The sequence below is a fragment of the Streptomyces sp. AMJ-169 genome, assembly GCF_055597585.1.
The window spans coordinates 457,716-475,962 of the sequence record NZ_JBVLTJ010000001.1 but is presented as its reverse complement, the minus strand read 5'-3'; the positions used below and the strand labels follow the sequence as shown (position 1 = coordinate 475,962).

The 18,247-nt window shown below is 71.0% G+C and carries 12 protein-coding genes and 1 pseudogene; 8 read left to right on the top strand and 5 right to left on the bottom strand.

Annotated elements, in window-relative coordinates:
- The first annotated feature begins 15 nt into the window (after nucleotides 1-15).
- On the top strand, nucleotides 16-225 hold the full coding sequence (locus tag ACYUD3_RS01940) for a DUF397 domain-containing protein (protein ID WP_470962437.1): 210 nt from the start codon (nucleotides 16-18) through the stop codon (nucleotides 223-225).
- Nucleotides 226-938: 713 nt separating this feature from the next.
- Here the strand turns inward: ACYUD3_RS01940 and ACYUD3_RS01935 are convergent.
- Nucleotides 939-1,430, bottom strand: a pseudogene (locus ACYUD3_RS01935) (bifunctional transcriptional activator/DNA repair enzyme AdaA); the annotation flags it as partial.
- Nucleotides 1,431-1,592: 162 nt separating this feature from the next.
- Nucleotides 1,593-2,780 (bottom strand): ribosome small subunit-dependent GTPase A, encoded by a 1,188-nt coding sequence (rsgA, locus tag ACYUD3_RS01930; RefSeq protein ID WP_470962434.1) that lies wholly within the window; start codon nucleotides 2,778-2,780, stop codon nucleotides 1,593-1,595.
- A 435-nt stretch (nucleotides 2,781-3,215) separates the two neighbouring features.
- Between rsgA and ACYUD3_RS01925 the strand changes: the two genes are divergently transcribed.
- A complete protein-coding gene (locus tag ACYUD3_RS01925) occupies nucleotides 3,216-5,093 on the top strand; it encodes an AMP-dependent synthetase/ligase (RefSeq protein WP_470962431.1) in 1,878 nt (625 codons plus the stop codon).
- A gap of 37 nt (nucleotides 5,094-5,130) precedes the next feature.
- Here ACYUD3_RS01925 and ACYUD3_RS01920 read toward each other — a convergent pair whose 3' ends face one another.
- The 3 genes from ACYUD3_RS01920 to ACYUD3_RS01910 form a co-directional block, all read right to left on the bottom strand.
- Nucleotides 5,131-5,823: a response regulator transcription factor gene (locus tag ACYUD3_RS01920; protein WP_470962428.1), complete on the bottom strand. Its 693-nt coding sequence runs from the start codon at nucleotides 5,821-5,823 to the stop codon at nucleotides 5,131-5,133.
- A 209-nt stretch (nucleotides 5,824-6,032) separates the two neighbouring features.
- A complete protein-coding gene (locus ACYUD3_RS01915) occupies nucleotides 6,033-7,529 on the bottom strand; it encodes a cellulose binding domain-containing protein (protein WP_470962425.1) in 1,497 nt (498 codons plus the stop codon).
- Between the two features lie 253 nt (nucleotides 7,530-7,782).
- A complete protein-coding gene (locus tag ACYUD3_RS01910; protein WP_470962422.1) occupies nucleotides 7,783-9,114 on the bottom strand; it encodes a radical SAM protein in 1,332 nt (443 codons plus the stop codon).
- A gap of 193 nt (nucleotides 9,115-9,307) precedes the next feature.
- Here ACYUD3_RS01910 and ACYUD3_RS01905 point away from each other — a divergent pair, with 193 nt between their 5' ends.
- From ACYUD3_RS01905 to ACYUD3_RS01880, 6 genes are all read left to right on the top strand, one after another.
- On the top strand, nucleotides 9,308-10,552 hold the full coding sequence (locus tag ACYUD3_RS01905; protein ID WP_470962419.1) for an FAD-binding protein: 1,245 nt from the start codon (nucleotides 9,308-9,310) through the stop codon (nucleotides 10,550-10,552).
- A 154-nt stretch (nucleotides 10,553-10,706) separates the two neighbouring features.
- Entirely contained in the window at nucleotides 10,707-11,936 is a 1,230-nt protein-coding gene (locus tag ACYUD3_RS01900; RefSeq protein WP_470962416.1) for an ROK family transcriptional regulator, read from the top strand.
- 157 nt (nucleotides 11,937-12,093) lie between these two features.
- Nucleotides 12,094-13,365 carry an ABC transporter substrate-binding protein gene (locus tag ACYUD3_RS01895; protein WP_470962413.1) on the top strand — a complete coding sequence of 424 codons (1,272 nt, stop codon included), beginning with the start codon at nucleotides 12,094-12,096 and terminating at the stop codon, nucleotides 13,363-13,365.
- A 17-nt stretch (nucleotides 13,366-13,382) separates the two neighbouring features.
- A complete protein-coding gene (locus tag ACYUD3_RS01890; RefSeq protein WP_470962410.1) occupies nucleotides 13,383-14,345 on the top strand; it encodes a carbohydrate ABC transporter permease in 963 nt (320 codons plus the stop codon).
- Nucleotides 14,342-15,184: a carbohydrate ABC transporter permease gene (locus ACYUD3_RS01885; RefSeq protein WP_470962407.1), complete on the top strand. Its 843-nt coding sequence runs from the start codon at nucleotides 14,342-14,344 to the stop codon at nucleotides 15,182-15,184. Before ACYUD3_RS01890 ends, ACYUD3_RS01885 begins: the two co-directional genes overlap by 4 nt.
- 12 nt (nucleotides 15,185-15,196) lie before the next feature.
- The gene (locus ACYUD3_RS01880; protein WP_470962404.1) at nucleotides 15,197-18,046 is read left to right on the top strand and encodes a glycoside hydrolase family 2 TIM barrel-domain containing protein; all 2,850 of its coding nucleotides are present in this window, start codon (nucleotides 15,197-15,199) and stop codon (nucleotides 18,044-18,046) included.
- Nucleotides 18,047-18,247 lie beyond the last annotated feature (201 nt).

The window sequence follows — 18,247 nt, the reverse complement described above, 5'->3', positions numbered from 1 at the left end:
AAGGGATAGCCATCCATGAGCACGATCCCGGAATTTGACTTCGTCAGTACGGCCGCCTGCCGTGACAAGAAGGTGGGCAACTGCCCGGAGGTGGCGACCAATGTTCCCGGCGTCGTGGCGTTGCGGGACACCGCGCATCCCGACACCATCGTCACCATGACGGCAGACTCGTGGGTCACCCTCACGAACGCCGTGAAAGCCGGAGAGTTCGACCTGAGCGCCTGAGGTAGAAGCCATGGAGAAGTGCCCCCGCTGTTCCGCCCAGAGCCCCACGGACCCGGAGAACGGGTTGCCCTGGTGTGCCCAGTGCGGGGCCTTCTTCAACCTCTCAGCGCCCGTCTGCAAGGGGCTGTGGTGGTGGCGCAACGCCGCCACCCGGTCCCAGACCCACCCCCGTAAGCACTAAGAGCGGGGTGCAAGATCAGCCCCGTCCGTGCGTCGCCCCCGTGGCGCATGGGCGGGGCTTCCTTGTATCAACGAGTCGGGAGCGCCTTTCGCAACGCCCCTTCAATAGCTCGAACCGCCGGACCGTAAGAAGGGTCCTTCAAGCGCTCTTCACGCAAGTCTGCCACTCGCGCAACACACACCACGTGGTCAACCAAGCTGCGCACAATCTTGCGGAGATCATCTTGTGAAACGTCCGGGCGGTCGACCATGGCCAACGCGTACCGGGCATCATTGCGCGCCGTGTTGATCATGTGAACTTCTTCCCGGTCGGCGAAGTTATCCACCTCTCCGGGTTCCGCGTACTCCGGCTCGCCGTTCGGTCCGGTCCACGGAAGCCGGCGGACGTTCTTAGGCATGATGACTCCCGTCAATCCCGCTGGGTTTGTAACGTCCACGCTACGCACATCAGGGGGCAGGAACAGGCTTGCGCGCACGGCATCTTTCCTGGGAAACGGACCGACCCGGACACGTTGGACATGATAGAACTGTCGTTCACGCGCCTCCGGAAACCCGGCCGCGAACGCGACCTCGGTGACCGGCAGCGCGGTGGTGCGCAGCAGCACGCGCGCGGTGTGGGCGCGCTGGGCGCGGGCCAGGGCGATCGGTCCGGCGCCGAGTTCGGCGGTGAGCTGCCGCTGGAGCTGGCGGGCGCTGTAGCCGAGGCGTACGGCGAGTCCGGCGACGCCTTCGCGGTCGACGACGCCGTCGCCGATGAGCCGCATGGCGCGGCCGACGACGTCCGCGCGGTTGTCCCACTCGGCGGAGCCCGGCACGGTGTCCGGGCGGCACCGCCGGCAGGCTCTGAACCCCGAGCCCTGCGCGGCGGCGGCCGTGCGGAAGAAGCGGGTGTTGCCGCGTTTGGGAGGTACGGCCGGGCAGCTGGGGCGGCAGTAGATGCCGGTCGTCTCGACGGCGAAGAAGAACACGCCGTCGAACCGGGCGTCCCTGCTGCGTACGGCCTCGTACCTGGTGTCCTCGTCCATCACACCGTCCAGTGTGGGCGGTGGTGCGGGCGGGGGCTGGCGGGAATCGGACATGGGGTTGCATGGGGAGGGGGTGTGCGCCGGGAGGGGTGCGGCGGGTTCACGTCAGACGCTCGGCCACGGCACCCCTTCAGCGCCCCTCACCCATGCCTTAAGCGCCCCTCACTCGTGCCGCCACCCCCGCTTGGCGGCGGCCGCTGCGCGCCCCGCGGTGTTCTTCACCTTCCACTCGCGGCGGATCTCGGCGCGCGCCCGGGCGTCGGTCTTGGCGACGATCCACTGGTTCTCGCGGACCAGCTTGCGGAAGCTCTCCAGGCGGCGCTGCGGGAGCTGTCCGGCGTCGACGGCGGCGATGACGGCGCAGCCGGGTTCGGCGGTGTGCGCGCAGTCGTGGAAGCGGCAGTCGCGGGCCAGTTCCTCGATCTCGGCGAAGACCTGCCCGACCCCGTCGCCCGCGTCCCAGAGGCCGACGCCGCGCAGGCCCGGGGTGTCGATGAGGACGCCGCCGGCGGGGAGGGTGAGGAGGTTGCGGGTGGTCGTGGTGTGCCGGCCCTTGCCGTCGACGTCACGCACGGCCTGGACCTCCATCAGGTCGGCGCCCGCAAGGGAGTTGGCCAGCGTCGACTTGCCCGCGCCGGAGCCGCCGAGCAGCACGGAGGTGCCGTCGCGGAGCAGCGCGGTGAGCGTGTCCACGCCCTCGCCGGTGTGCGCGCTGAGCGCGAGGACGGGCACGCCGGGCGCCCCGGCCTCGACGTCGCGCACGAGGTGGGCGAGGGTCACCGGGTCGGGCACGAGGTCGGCCTTGGTGAGGACGACGACGGGTTGCGCCCCGGACTCCCAGGCCAGCGCGAGGAAGCGTTCGACGCGGCCGAGGTCGAGTTCACCCGTGAGGGGGACGGCGACGACGGCATGGTCGACGTTGGCGGCGAGGACCTGGCCCTCGGAGCGCTTGGAGGAGGTGGACCGTACGAACGCGGTGCGGCGCGGGAGCAGGGCGCGTACGTAGCGGGGGTCGCTGCCCTCGGGGTCGACGGCGGCCCAGTCGCCGGTGCACACGACCTTCATGGGGTCGCGGGGCACGACGAACTCGGTGTCCGCGCGGACGACTCCGGCGGCCGTGACGACGTCGCACTGCCCCCGGTCGACGCGGAGCACCCGCCCGAGCAGCAGCCCGGCACGGCCGTGCGCCGCGAAGGCCTCTTCCCAGCCGGCGTCCCAGCCGTAGGGGGCGAGGGGGTGCGCGGAGGCGGCGGGCGCCTCAAGGAACGAAGCCTTCTCGGCGGCGGAGGGCGCCTCGGAGAAGGAAGCCTTCTCGGCGGCGGAAGACTTTTCGGAGAACGAGAAACTCAAGGGAAACCCTTCACAAGGGCGGCCCCGGGCACCCGCGCGACGGCGGGCGATGCTGTTCGGTCAGCCGGGGACCGCAGAGGTGGAACAAACGTCCTGATGGCCGCGGGACACACCCGTCACAGAGACAGTCATCGGGGCCCACCTCCTGTTTCCTTCGTCGCCGGTACGGAACGTGCTCAGGGTAGAGCGAGCGGGAAAAAGTTCTCCACCGGTTTTTTCCGCGCCCGCTTCTCCCCTTTTCGCGCACCCCGCCGAACCCGTTTATCGGAGTCGCATCAAAGCCACCTCAAAGCCGCCTCGGAGTTTCGGCGGCCGATGGAAGTGACGCGTCGGTCACCCCCCAATACCCCGAGTAACCACACGAGTTCCCCACACCGCGCCCGTACGATCCCCTTCCCCCGTTTCCCTCCGCTTCACCCGCCCCCGGAGCCGCCCGTGTCCTCCCTGTACCCGCTCGCGTCCACGCACATCGACGGTCTGGAGCCGCCGGTCGTGGCGCCGAGGATCGTGCGGGACGGCGGCGGGGCGGTGCGCGAGGTGTCGGTGGCGGAGCTGGTGCCGGTGCTGGGGTACGGCTCGCTGGCCGATCTGCCGTTCGACAACGCGGCCCGCGCGCCGGCCGACGTGGTGTTCAAGCGGCGTACGGCGGACGGGAGTTGGGGGGACGTCACGGCCGCCGCGTTCGCCGACGAGGTGACCGCGCTCGCCAAGGGGCTGATCGCGGAGGGGCTGGCGCCGGGCGACCGGATCGCGGTGCTGGCGCGGACGTCGTACGAGTGGACGCTGCTGGACTTCGCCGCGTGGGCGGCGGGGTTGGTGACCGTGCCGGTGTATCCGACCTCCTCGCCCCGGCGGGTGCGGGAGCTGCTGCGGGACTCGGGGGCGGCGGCGCTGGTGACCGAGACCGTGCCGCAGGCCACCGCCGTCGGCGCGGACGTGAGGGTGTGGGTGACCGGGCGCGGGCACCTGGAACGGCTGGCCGAACTCGGGGCGGGGGTCGCCGACTCGGAGGTGCGGGTGCGGCGCGGGATGCTCGGGCCCGGGACGCTGGCCTCGCTGGTGCACACCTCGGGGACGGCCGGCCGGCCCACGGCGTGCGCGCTGACCCACGGCAACTTCTTCGCACAGATCGACAACCTTGTCGAGCTGCTCTTCCCGGCGCTCAAGTCAGCTGCGGGCAAGGACACTTCGGTGCTGCTCTGCGCGCCGATGGCCCACGTCTTCGGGCAGGTCGCGGCGCTCGCCTGCGTACGGGCCCGCGTCCCCGCCGCGCACGCGCCCGGCCTCACGCCCGAAGAACTGCTCCCGGTCCTGGAGAGCTTCCGCCCCACCGCCGTCTTCGCCCTGCCGTCCCTCCTGGAGACCCTCTTCACCCACGCCCGCGAACGGGAGTCCGGACGCCTCACCGCCTTCGACCGCGCGGCACGCATCGCGGCCCGCTTCGCCGAGGCCGAACAGCGCCGCCGCCTCGGCACCGGCGACGGCCCCGGTACGACGCTGAAGGCGGCCCGCGCCTTCTACGACCCCGGCGTGTACCGGCGGCTGCGCAGCGCACTCGGCGGCCGGGTCGGACACGTCGTCACCGGCGGCGGGGTGCTGCGCCGGGGCCTCGCCGCGTTCTGCGCGGGCGCCGGCATCCCCGTGCACGAGACGTACGGCCTCACCGAGTCCACCGGGATCGCGACCCTCGCCCCGCCGGCCGGACCCCGGCTCGGCGCGGCCGGCACCCCGCTGCCGGGGACGGCCGTACGTATCGCGGGCGACGGGGAGATCCTGCTCTCCGGGCCCCATGTCCTGTACGGGCACTGGGACTTGAACTCCGGGCGGCTGCTGCCGGCGCGGGCGGAGTGGCTGGCGACCGGGGATCTGGGGCGGCTTGAGGACGACGGTCAGCTGGTCGTCACCGGGCGGCGCGGCGACGCGTTCGTCCTCGCCGACGGCACCCGTATCGACCCGGCGGCCACCGAACTGCGGCTGCGCGCGCACCCGTTGATCTCCCAGGCCGTCCTCGTCGGCGCGGGCCGGCCGTACGCGGGCGCGCTGCTCACCCTCGACTCGCAGGCCCTGACGCACTGGCGGCGCGAGCACGGGCGGGCCGGCACCCCTTACGAACTCCTGCTGGACGACGGGGAGTTGCGCAAGACGCTGCGGCAGGCGCTGGACGGGGCGGGGATCGCGGTGGGGCGATTCGCCGTGCTGCCCGGTGACTTGACCGAGACCTCGGGGCAGCTGACGCCGACGGGGGCGGTGCGGCGGGGGCGGGTGCTGGAGGACTTCGCGGGGGAGGTGGCGGCGCTGTACGCACGGGGATAAAACCCGGCGCTGTACGCGCGAGGATGAAACACCACACTCACTCCGCGCACAGCCGATACCCCACCCCCCGCACCGTCCTGATCAACGTCCGTCCAGGATCCCCGAGTTTGCGCCGCAGATAGTAGACGTACGTCTCCACGCTCCCCCCGCCCTCCGGCCGCTGATGCCACACCCGCTCCTGGATCTGCTCGCGCGTGACGACCCGGCCGGGGTTCTCCAACAGGCAGCGCAGAAGGGCGAACTCCGTGCCGGTGAGGTCCAACGGGCGCCCTGCGACGTGGACTTCGTGCGCCTCCAGGTCCATCTCGACCGTACCCGCGCTCAGCCGGGTGGCCCCGGCCCGCTCGCCGACCCCGCTGCGGCGCAGCAACGCCCGTACGCGGGCGGCGACTTCGCGCAGCTCGAAGGGTTTCGCGACGAAGTCGTCGCCGCCCAGGTCGAGTCCGCGCACCAGGTCGTCGACGCCCGCGCGGCCGGCGAGGAAGAGGACGGGGACGCCCATCCCGCGGGCGCGCAGGATGCGGCAGACCTGGAAGCCGTCGATGTCGGGGAGGCGGACGTCGAGGAGGACCAGGTCGGGGCTTCCGCGCGCGATCAGCTCCAGGGCCTGCCGGCCGGTGGCCGCGGTCGTCACCCGGAATCCGGCGAACTCCAGGGCCATGGCGAGCATCCCGCGTACGCCCTCCTCGGCGTCGGCGACGAGGAGGCGGGCGGAGACAGGGGTGGTCATGTCCTGTGTCCTTCGCTGCGCTGCGAACGGTGAGCGCGGAACCGGTGATTGAGTTCTCAAGGGCTACGGAAGGTATCGTCACATATACCGACCGGTAACTGAATTTGCCCCCGGCACACCCCCGGCACGCCCCGGCTCACGCTCCCGCTCACGCCCCCGCTCACACCCCGGCGCGCACCGCTCGCGAAAGCGCCCCCGAAGCAACCGCCTCAGTCGCAGGAGTGCCCGTTCAGCGTGAACCCGTACGGCGCCGAGTTCTTCCCCTCCCAGGACGCGAGGAAGCCGAAGGACAGCCTCCCCCCGGCGGCGACCGCCTTGTTGTAGTCGGCGGCGGTCGCGATGACCCGCGAACCCATCTGGGCCACGCTCGCGTCCCACATCTGGTCGACCTTCTGGCCGTCGCGGAAGGACCAGGAGACGTGCCAGTCGGTGAGCTTCTCGACGGTCGTGACGGTGATCGCGGCCTGGAAGCCGTCGGGCCACTGGTTGACCAGGTCGTAGGTGGCCGTGCACAGCGCCTTGTCGTCGTCACCCGTGCCGGGCGCGGGCGGGGTGCTCGCGGTGCCCGACGAGGTGCCCTGCGGCTCCTTGTCGGAAGGGTCGCCGGAGGAGGGGCCGTCCGAAGCCGGGTCGCCGGAAGTCGTCGAGGGAGCGGCCGAGCCGGGGTCCAGGGCCCCGGGGGCCGACGCGGCGGGGCTCGGGAAGCCGGGCGATCCCGCGACGGGCGTGCTGTCGGTGGGCGTGCCGCTGGAGGCGTTCTCGTCGCGGCCGTCGCCGCCGAACGGCATCAGGGAGACGCCGAGGGCGAGCGCGGACACCAGGACGGCGGCGACGAGGAGCCCGCCGCGCAGGGCGCGCGCCTTGGCGGCGGCGGCCTTCGCGGCGTCGCTCTCCGGGTCGGCGTCGGGCCGGCCGGCGCCGAGCCGTACCTCGGCGGCGCGGCGGCGGCGCTCCAGGTAGGCGAGGCCGCCCCAGCCGATGACGCCGCCGGCGAGCGCGGCGGGCAGTCCGCCGCCGTGCATCCGCAGGCAGGCCGCGGCCTCGGCGCACGCGACGCAGGTCGCGAGGTGGCGGGAGAGGTCCTCGGGGGTGTCGGCCACGGGTGAGCGGCTGACGGCGTCGAGGAGGCGGACGTAGGAGCGGCACTCCGCGTCCATCGGGGTGTCGAGGTGGTTGCGGTGGCAGCGGTCCCTGAACAGGCCCCGGACCTGGCCGAGTTGCTCGGCGGCGTCCTGCGGGTCGAGGCCGAGGCGGCGGGCGACGGCGCGCAGCGGGAGCGCCTCCACCTCGGCGAGCCACAGCAGGGCGGCGTCCGGTTCCTGCATGTCGCGCAGTCCGCGCAGGGCGATGGGGCGGCTCAGCGGCGGTCCGGTGTAGCGGGCGGCCTTGTCGGAGTTGAGCCACAGGCGCAGGTCGGGGTCGAGTTTGTGGCCCTGTCCCGCGGCTTCCCAGCCCGCCGCCGTGATGCGCACGGCGGTCAGCAGCAGGGGAATCCGGGGCAGCCGGGCGAAGCGGCGGCCGACGATGCGGGAGCCGTCCTCGGCGGCGCGGGCCTCGCGTATCCCGAGCGCGAACGCCTCGCGGGCCAGCTGATGGGCGGCGGTCGAGCCGGCCGTGCACAGGTCGGCGTACGACAGGACGGCGTCCCAGCACTCGGAGAACAGCGCGGCCTCCGCGGCGTCCTTCGGGGTCGGCAGGTCGGGCATGGGTCTCCTGCATTCGAATGCGAGGTCAACTCACCATAGCGGCAGTGGAGTTGGGGGGAACCTCGCGGCAGGGCCAGAGCTTTTCACGTCATCGACACAACTGACAAGCGCGGTATGCGAAGCGGTTACCGGCGGTCAGCACACGTGCGGGCGGTCGGTGACATGCGAAGCGGCCGGACCCGTACGGGAGGCTTTCACTGCTGCCTCTCATACGGCTCCGGCCGCCGGTCGACTCAAACCCCTGCCCCATCCGTCACACGGTCTTCGCGGCCCCCTGCTCCTCGCGGGCCGGCAGGCTGTCCATGAAGGAGCTGACCGAGAACACCGCGCGTCCGGCGCCGGGCTCCCCGTAGCCGGGCGGCGAGGACAGGCCGTAGTCCTCCATCGTCTGGCGGTAGGCCTGGAGCAGCCGGATGTGGTACTCCAGCGGCGCGCCGGCCGGGTTGGCCTTGCCGAGCGGGGTCGTCGGCTCGGGGCACCACGTGGTGAAGCGCGGGGTGATGCCGTGCGACATGAAGAAGCGCAGGCCCTCGGTGGTGGACTCGATGGCCTCGTCGACCGTCTTGAAGCCGAACGGCTCGGCCATCTCGACGCCCGCGACGAAGTTGGGGATCACGTTGCGCGCGCCGAAGACCTCCGCGGAGTCCAGGATGCGGCGGTGCCACTCGTCACGGCCGACGTACCGCTCCTTGCCGGGGCAGTACATCTTGAACAGGTACTCGTCCCACACCTCGTAGTTGGGGTGGTAGATCTGCACGCCGTAGTCCTTGAACCGCTGGACGTCGTCCTTGGGCAGCGCCTGGGCGACGACCTTGCCGATCCAGCGGCCGGGGAAGCGCTCCTCGATGGCCTTGGCGTAGTGGCCGTAGAAGTCGGCCTCGTCGCGGCCGGAGACGGTCTTGGTGATCGCGCCGCCGGTCAGCGTGTAGGCGGTGGACGCCTTCGCCGTGTCGTACCGGTCGATGATCTCCAGGGCCTCCAGGACCTCCTCGACGTCCTTGACGCCGGTGTAGGGGCGGCCCGCCGCCTTGTGCTGGCGCCAGTTGTGGTTGATGTCGCAGTACTGGCACTCCTCCTTGGCGCCGAAGTACTGGCAGACCCGGAAGACCGTGAGGTAGATCAGGTAGCCCCACTGGATGGTCGGGGCGACCTCCATGACGGACTTCCCGTTGGACAGCTTGTGCTTGTAGTACTCCGGCATCGGCGGCACGCCGACGTCGGCGACCCGCTTCCCGTCGAGGTACAGCCCGAGCTGCCCGTGCTCGTCGGCGGCGACCCGGTAGGGCGAGGCGGGGTTCACCCGCACCGAGACGACCGTGCGCCGCAGGCCGTAGGGCCCCCCGGTCAGGATGATCTCCTCCGGCGGCCGGCGCAGCGCGGCCTCGCCCAGCTCGGGCAGGGTGCCGTGGTCGAACGAGAAGATGAAGTACGACTTCGGCTTGACCTCCCCGCCCTCGTTGTCGCTCAGCGCCGAGGGGTCGAAGGCCACTCCCCCGCGCAACAGGTCCTCTTTGAAGACGGCTTCCCGCGGAACGTGCGGAAACCGCTCCATCAGATCCTCGACCAGCGCGGTACGGCTGCCCATCCCGTCTCTCCTCCCGGTTCGGACGTACGACTCCTCACGGTATGCCCCCAGGCGGGCGGACGGGGTGCCGGGGTGCCGCTGGGCCGGGTCCGGGTAACCGGCGTCACACCCACAGGCTCCCCCGTGATCATGCCGGTCACCCCCGCGAGGTACATTCCGTGCGTTCCGGCGACCGCACCCTGGAAGGACCCGCATGACAGCGACCGTGACCAACTGGGCCGGCAACATCACCTTCGCGGCGAAGGAGGTGCACCGGCCGCCGACGCCGGAGGCGCTGCGCGCGGTGGTGACCGCGAGCGAGAAGGTACGGGTGCTCGGCAGCGGCCACTCCTTCAACCGCGTCGCGGAGCCCGGCGCCGACGGCGTCCTGCTCTCGCTGGACGCGCTGCCGCCCGTGATCGACGTCGACACCGCGAACCGGACCGTCCGGGTCGGCGGCGGTGTCCGCTACGCCGAACTCGCCCGCGAGATCCACACGTTCGGCCTCGCGCTGCCCAACATGGCGTCCCTGCCGCACATTTCGGTGGCCGGCTCGGTGGCGACCGGCACGCACGGCTCGGGCGTCGGCAACGGCCCGCTCGCGTGCGCGGTCCGCGAGGTGGAGATTCTGACGGCGGACGGTGAGACGGTCGCCGTCGGCCGGGACGACCCCCGCTTCCCGGGCGCCGTGACCTCGCTCGGCGCGCTCGGCGTCGTCACCGCGCTCACCCTGGACCTGGAGCCGGCGTACGAGGTCGAGCAGCACCTGTACACCGAACTCCCGCTGGACGGGCTGGACTTCGAGGCCGTCGCGGGCGCCGCCTACAGCGTGAGTCTCTTCACGGACTGGCGGGCGCCGGGTTTCCGCCAGGTCTGGGTGAAGCGGCGCACCGACCAGCCGTACGGCGGTTTCCCCTGGGCCGCGCCCGCCACGGAGAAGCTGCATCCGGTGCCCGGGATGCCGGCCGTCAACTGCACCGAGCAGCAAGGGGTACCGGGGCCCTGGCACGAGCGACTGCCGCATTTCCGGGCGGAGTTCACACCGAGCAGCGGGGACGAGCTCCAGTCGGAGTACCTGCTTCCCCGGGAGCACGCCCTCGCCGCGCTGCACGCGCTGGACGGCATCCGGGAGACGGTCGCGCCGGTGCTCCAGATCTGCGAGATCCGCGCCGTGGCCGCCGACGCGCAGTGGCTGTCCCCGGCGTACGGCCGTGACGCGGTCGCCGCGCACTTCACCTGGACCGCCGACACGGACGCGGCGCTGCCCGCCGTGCGCGCCGTGGAGAGCGCGCTCGACGGGTTCGGGGCCCGGCCGCACTGGGGGAAGGTCTTCACGACCGCGCCGGAGGTGCTTCGCGGGCGCTATCCCCGGATCGGTGAATTCGGGGCGCTGGCACGCGAGTTGGACCCGGCGGGGAAGTTCCGCAACGTTTTCGTCCGTGACGTCGTCGGTGCGTGAGGCCGGCGGGGGTCGCTTTCCGGCCAGTGGTCCCGGCGACTTCCTCAACCCCCTTTCGAAACCCTTGTCGAATGGTGGAGGCCCGCCATAGCCTGGCGCGGCGCCGGTCGACGCCGCCCGGCGGCTGACGCTGAGGGATGGGGGCCACCCGCCGGTGAAACGCACATCACGCGACATCCGTACCGCGAACCGCTACGAGGTGCTGCGTCAGATCATCGCCCGCTCCCCCACCTCCCGGCAGGAGCTGGCCGCCGAGACCGGGCTGAGCCTGGCCACGGTCGCGACGCTGGTCGGTGAACTCCTCGACTTGGGGATGATCACGGAGGTCGGCTTCGAGGACTCGGCCGGCGGCCGGCCGCGCGGCCTGGTCGCCGTGCACGCCCAGGGCGGCGCGCTGATCGGCGTCGACATCGCGGAGACGTACGTCCGGGTCGAGCTGTTCGACCTGGCGCTGAACGTGCTGGCGCGGGCCGAGGAGGACATCAGGCCCGGCCGCAGCCGGCCGGAGGAGGTGGTCGCGCACATCGCCGCCGCCACCGGTTCGGTGGTCGCGCAGGCCGGGGTGGACGCGGCCCGGGTGCTGGGCGTCGGGGTGAGCATGCCGGGGCAGGTCGACCGGGCCACCGGGATCTCCGAGTACGCGCCCAACTGGGACTGGCACGACGTCCCGTTGCTCGGGCTGCTCTCCGAACACATCGCGTATCCGCTGTACTTGGACAATCCGCTGCGCGCCTGCGCGGTCGCCGAGCTGTGGTTCGGGGCGGCGCGCGGGTACGGGGACGCCGTCGTCGTCATCCTCGGCACCGGCGTGGGGGCCGGGCTGATCCTGGGCGGGGCCGTGCACCGGGGGGTCAGCAGCAGCGCCGGGGAGTGGGGGCACAGCACGCTCGTGCTGGACGGCCGGCCGTGCCACTGCGGCAACCACGGCTGCGTGGAGACGTATGTCGGCGCGCCCGGAATCATGCGGAACATCAGGGAGTCGATCCCGCACAGCGCGCTGTTGCACCCCGGCGACCAGTCGGCGACGATCGACGCGCTGGGCCGGGCGCTGGCCGCGGGGGACCCCGAGGCCGTCAAGGTCGTGCGGGAGATGGCCCGTTACCTCGGCGCGGGCCTCGCGGACCTCGTGAACGTCCTCAACCCCGAGGTCGTCGTCCTCGGCAGCTGGGTCGCGGCGCGGCTCGGGGAGCCGTTGCTGGTGGAGGTGCGGGAGGCGGTCGCGCGGCACGCGCTGAAACGGCCGCTGGCGGCGACCCGGTTCGTGCTGTCGCCGATCCCGACCGACCCGGTGTGCCTGGGCGCGGCGACGCTGGCGCTGGAGGGGGCGTTGCGGTCGGTGGGGCAGAAGAGCACGAAGCGCGGCGCCCCCCTGAAAACCCGCTGACCGTACAACTCCCCTACCCCTCCCGCTTGTTCGTGATGCCGAACATCGACAACTCTTCGAACAGCCTTTGTCCAACCCCTTGCCGAAGGCTTAGCCGAAGGTTAGCGTCCCGCTCCTCAGAGCCGTATTGAAGACATTGAAGACAAGGACGTCACGTATGTCGGCATCGAGCATGAGCAACTTCAACCGCCGCTCCGCCCTGCGGGCCGCGCTGGGGCTGGCCGCGGCCGGGGGGCTGGCCGCGTGCGGCGGGAACAACGGCCGCGGCGGCGGCTCGGGTTCGGGTTCGGGCAAGAACCTCGTCCAGTACTTCCACGCCTACGGCGAGAACGGCGTCGAGGCCGCCGTGAAGCGGTACGCGAAGGCGTACGACAAGGCGAACGTCTCCACGCAGTGGATCACCGGCTCCAACTTCGAGCAGAAGCTGTTCGCCGCGCTGCTCACCGACAACGCCCCGGACGTCTTCGAGTTCCACCCGCAGATACAGCTGGTCAAGAGCGGTCAGGTGGCTGATCTGACCGATGTCATCGGCTCGGTGAAGAGCGACTTCAACCAGGCCGACATCACCTCGCACACGGTCGACGGCAAGATCTACGGCATCCGCATGATCGACGACCCGCAGTTCTTCTTCTACCGCCCGTCCCTGTTCGAGCAGGCGAAGGTCGAAGTCCCCACCACGCTCGACGAGTTCATCGAGGTCGCGAAGAAGCTGACCACGAGCAAGGTCAAGGGCGCCTACCTCGGCAACGACCTGACGCCGGTGCAGTCCCCGCTGATCTGGGCGGCGGGCTCGGACACGCTGACGGCCGGCAACAAGCCCGCGTTCAACACCGACGCCGTCGCGGCCGGACTGACCCAGCTGAGAGGCCTGTTCACCAGCGGTGACCTGCTGCTGGGCGCCCCGGCCGACTGGTGGGACCCGTCGGCGTTCACGCAGGGGCTGACCGCGATCCAGTGGTGCGGCATGTGGGCGATGCCGGCGATGCAGCAGGCGCTCGGCGACGACATCGGCATCTTCCCGTTCCCGAAGGTCGGCGCGGCCGGCAAGCAGGCCGTGTACAACGGCGGCTGGTCGATGTTCGTCAACGCCAAGGGCAGACACGTTGAGGCCGCCAAGGAATACGTCAAGTGGCTGTGGATCGACCAGAAGCAGTACCAGGAGGACTTCGCGACCTCCTACGGCTTCCACATCCCCCCGCGCACCTCGCTCGCGCAGAGCGCCACCAAGCTGAAGTCGGGGCTGCCGGCCGAGGGCGTCAAGCTCTTCAACGAGTTCGGGCACTTCGACAACATCGGCTGGACGCAGGCGATGATCTCCGCCGTCAACGACGTGATGGCCAACTCCGTCCGCAAGAACGACGACCCGAAGGCGCAGCTGGCCGCCGCCGAGAAGAAGGTCGACGCCGAGCTGACGAAGCTGTTCGGATAGGCCGGCGGGAGCACCACATGTCGACCACCACCACGCGCGAAGCCGCCGTCCCGGCCAAGGCCCCCGCGGGCCGCCGGGTCCGGCGGAGCTTCGCGGCGAGCCCCACCGCCAACTTCTGGCTCTTCACCGGTCCGTTCCTCATCGGCCTGGTCGTCTTCGTGTTCGTGCCGATCGGCTGGAGCGTCTGGCTCAGCTTCTTCGAGGCACGGTTCACGGTCACGCCGAGCGACTTCGTCGGCTTCGACAACTACCGGCAGATCCTCACGGACGTCGACTTCCGTAACTCGCTGGTCACGTTCACCGTGTTCGCCGCGTTCATCGTGCCGCTCACCTGGGCGGTCTCGCTCGGGCTCGCGCTGATGGTGAACCGGCTGCGGTTCATGCGGGCGTTCTTCCGCTCGGCGTTCTTCCTGCCGACCGCCGTCAGCTATGTCGCCGCCTCGCTGATCTGGAAGATGTCCCTGTTCAACGGCGTGCGCTTCGGCCTCGCCAACACGGTCGTCGGCTGGTTCGGCGTCGACAACATCGCCTGGCTCGCGAGCCCCGACCCGCCCTGGTACTGGCTGGTCATCGTCACCGTACGGCTGTGGCTCCAGTCCGGCTTCTACATGATCCTGTTCATCGCGGCGCTCCAGAACATCCCCAAGGAGCTGTACGAGGCCGCCGCGATCGACGGGGCGAAGCCCGGCTGGCAGACGTTCCGGTACATCACGCTGCCGCAGCTGCGGGCCACCTCGACGGCCGTGATCCTGCTGCTGCTGATCGCCGCCTACCAGGCGTTCGACGAGTTCTTCAACCTGCTGTCCAAGGCGACCTGGGGGCAGCCGCCGCTGGTGGAGCTGTACAAGATGGCGCTGGGCGAGAACCAGAACTACGGCGTGGGCAGCGCCGGGGCGGTCGTCCTGACCCTGCTCATCTGCGCCGTCACGCTGGTCCAGGGCAAGATCATGGGCTTCGGCCGGGGGGAGGAGGCCAGGTGAACGGCAGGAAGCGGGGCTCCGTCCTCGGCAACACCGGTCTGTACGTGGCGACTTCGATCGCCGCGCTGCTCTTCCTGATCCCCTTCTACCTGATCGTGCGCAACGCGCTGATGACGGACCAGGAGATCACGGGCGAGAACTGGAAGTGGTTCCCCTCCAGCATCCAGTGGGGGAACGTCAGCGAGCTGTTCGACGACACGACCGTCGACTTCGCGCGCTCCCTGTGGAACTCCATGGTCGTCGCGGTCCTGTCGACGGCCGGCATCCTGCTGGTGTGCTCGCTCGCCGGGTACGGCCTCGCCCGGATCCCGTTCAAGCACGCGAACAAGGTGTTCTACCTGGTCCTGGCGACCCTGATGGTGCCCACAGCCGTCACGTTCGTGCCCAGTTTCGTCCTGGTCTCGTCCCTCGGCTGGGTGGACTCCTACCGGGGGCTGATCATCCCTGGCCTGTTCAGCGGTTTCACGTGTTTCCTGTTCCGGCAGTACTTCCTGGGATTCCCCAAGGAGCTGGAGGAGGCGGCGCGGGTGGACGGGCTCGGGTACTGGGGCGCCTACTGGCGGGTCGTGGTGCCCAACTCGCTGAACTTCTTCGCCGCCATGGCCACCATCACGTTCATCAACGGCTGGAACGCCTTCCTCTGGCCCCTGGTCATCGGACAGGATCCCAGTTCATGGACGGTGCAGGTCGCGCTGTCCTCGTACATGACCAACCAGACCGTGAACTACCACCTGATCTTCATGGCGACCGCCGTGTCGATCCTCCCTCTGGTGTTCGTCTTCCTGTTCCTCCAGCGCTGGCTGGTGCAGGGGATCGCGCAGACCGGCATCAAGGGCTGAACTAGGAGACCGATGTCCTTCCGCACCACCTCCGCCTACGTCGAGGATGTCTCGCCCGGCCACGGCGCGCTGCCGCCGCGGGCCTGGTACGCGTCCTCGGACGCCGCCTCCCTGTCGCTGAACGGCAGCTGGCGCTTCCGGCTCGCGCCGGACGCCGGCGCCGAGGACGACACGTTCGCCGCGCCCGGTTACGACGCCGGGGGGTGGGCGGAGGTCACGGTCCCCGGCCACTGGGTGCTCCAAGGCCATGGCGCGCCCATCTACACGAACGTCCAGTACCCGTTCCCGGTCGACCCGCCGCACGTCCCGACGGAGAACCCGACCGGCGACCACCTGCGCCTGTTCACCCTCCCCGCCGACTGGCCGGCCGACGGCGACACCTATCTGCGCTTCGACGGCGTCGAGTCCTGCGCCCGCGTCTGGCTGAACGGCACCGAACTCGGCGACTTCAAGGGCTCCCGGCTCGCGCACGAGTTCTCCGTGGGCCGGCTGCTGAAGGCGGGCGGGAACGTCCTCGCGGTCCGCGTCCACCAGTGGTCGTCCGGCTCCTACCTGGAGGACCAGGACCAGTGGTGGCTCCCGGGCATCTTCCGCGACGTCACCCTCCTGCACCGCCCCGAGGGCGCGGTGGGCCACTTCACGGTCCACGCCTCCTACGCCGACGGCACGGGCACCCTGCGCGTCGACTCCGAGGTCCCGGGCCGGGTGACGGTCCCGGAACTGGGCCTGGACCTGGCCACCGGCGAGTCCGCCTCGTCGCCGGCCGAACCGTGGACGGCCGAGACCCCGCGCCTGTACGACGCCGTCCTCGCGACCGCCGGTGAGCGCGTACCGCTGCGGATCGGCTTCCGTACGGTCGCCCTGGAGGACGGCCTGATCAAGGTCAACGGGAAGGCGATCCTCTTCAAGGGCGTCAACCGGCACGAGTGGCACCCCGAGACGGGCCGCGCGCTGGACCTGGAGACCATGCGCGAGGACGTGCTGCTGATGAAGCGGCACAACCTCAACGCCGTGCGCACCTCCCACTACCCGCCGCACCCGGCCTTCCTCGACCTCTGCGACGAGCTGGGCCTGTGGGTGATCGACGAGTGCGACCTGGAGACGCACGGCTTCGTCGACCAGCGGTGGCGCGACAACCCCGTCGACGACGACCGCTGGACCCCGGCCCTCCTCGACCGCGCCGCCCGCATGGTCGAACGCGACCGCAACCACCCCTCGATCGTCCTGTGGTCCCTGGGCAACGAGGCCGGCACCGGCCGCGGCCTGACCGCGATGGCCGAGTGGATCCACGCCCACGACACCTCCCGGCTCGTGCACTACGAGGGCGACTGGTCCTGCCGCGACACGGACGTCTACTCCCGCATGTACGCCTTCCACGGCGAGACCGAGCAGATCGGCGAACACCTCGACGGCGGCCCGCACCAGCGCCGCGAACTCCCCTTCATCCAGTGCGAGTACGCCCACGCGATGGGCAACGGCCCCGGCGGACTCGCCGACTACCAGCGCCTGTTCGAGGCCCACGAACGCCTCCAGGGCGGCTTCGTCTGGGAGTGGATCGACCACGGCATCCTCCACGAGGAGTACGGCTACGCCTACGGCGGCGACTTCGGCGAGGAGCTGCACGACGGCAACTTCGTCTGCGACGGCCTGGTCTTCCCCGACCGCACCCCCTCCCCCGGCCTCCTGGAGTTCAAGAAGGTCATCGAGCCGGTGTCGCTGGCGGGCGACGCGGGCACGGTCACCGTCACCAACAAGCAGGATTTCGCGGACCTTTCGGCGCTGGAGTTCACCTGGGCGTTCCAGGTGGACGGCGAGGAGGTCGCGTCTGGCTCCCTCTCCGTACCCGCGCTGGCGGCCGGCGCCTCAGCTGACGTGAAGCTGCCGCAGCCGCCGGTGGAGGCCCCCGCGGGCGCGGAGACGGCGTGGACGGTACGGGCGGTGCTCGCGGCCGACACCACGTGGGCGCCGCGCGGGCATGTCGTGGCGTGGGGACAAGTGCCGGTCACCGCACGGGAGTTGCCTGTGCTGAAGGCGAGTGCCGCGCCCGCTGTCGGGGCGGCCGGTATCACGCTCGGCCCGGCCGTCTTCAACTCCCGTACCGGTGAGCTGACTTCGATCGGTTCTGTGCCCGTGACGGGACTTCGGCTCGACGTGTGGCGGGCGACGACCGACAACGACAACGGCACCGAGTGGCGTTCGGACGTCAACTACAGCGAGCGGTGGCGGGCGTTGGGCCTGCACCGGATGCGGCACCGCGTCGACGGCGTGGAGCTGGAGGGGGACGCGCTGACCGTGCGGACCCGGGTCGCGCCGGCCGCCGCCGAGGTCGGCCTCGCCACCGTCTTCCGCTGGACGTCGGACGGGGAGCGGCTGAAGCTGGCGGTGTCGGTGACGCCCGAGGGCGAGTGGAAGGTGCCGCTGCCCCGGCTCGGCGTGCGCCTCGGACTGCCGGGCGCGGCGGACGCCGTGCGCTGGTTCGGCGGCGGCCCGCTGGAGGCGTACCCCGACAGCCGCGAGGCATCGGCGCTCGGCCTGTGGGAGTCGACGGTGGAGGGGCTCCAGACGCCGTACGTGCGCCCGCAGGAGAACGGCTCGCGGGCGGACGTGCGCCGGGCCGAGGTGGGCGGGCTGGTCGTCGAGGGCGACCCGGAGTTCTGGTTCACCGCGCGGCGCTGGACGACCGAGCAGCTGGACGCGGCCCGGCACCGGACCGACCTGGTGCCCGGGGAGACGGTGTGGGTCCACCTCGACCACGCGATGAACGGGCTGGGCACGCAGTCGTGCGGTCCGCGTCCGCTGCCGCGGTACGAACTGCGGGCGGTGCCGGCGGAGTTCTCGTTCGTGTTCTCGCAGGCCGTCTGATCCACGAGGTGTCCTGAACCGCGCGGCCGGTCCGGCGTCTGCCGGGCCGGCCGCACGCGTGCGCCCTCGAAATCCCTTCGACGGGAGGGCCCTCGGGGCGCGATGATCGGCGCTGCTCTTTCCCGGATGCGGAATCTCCTCATCCGCCCGCCTTCTCCCCTTCACCCCCCACCTCCTTCATGTCCGTCTTCTGTATGGAGG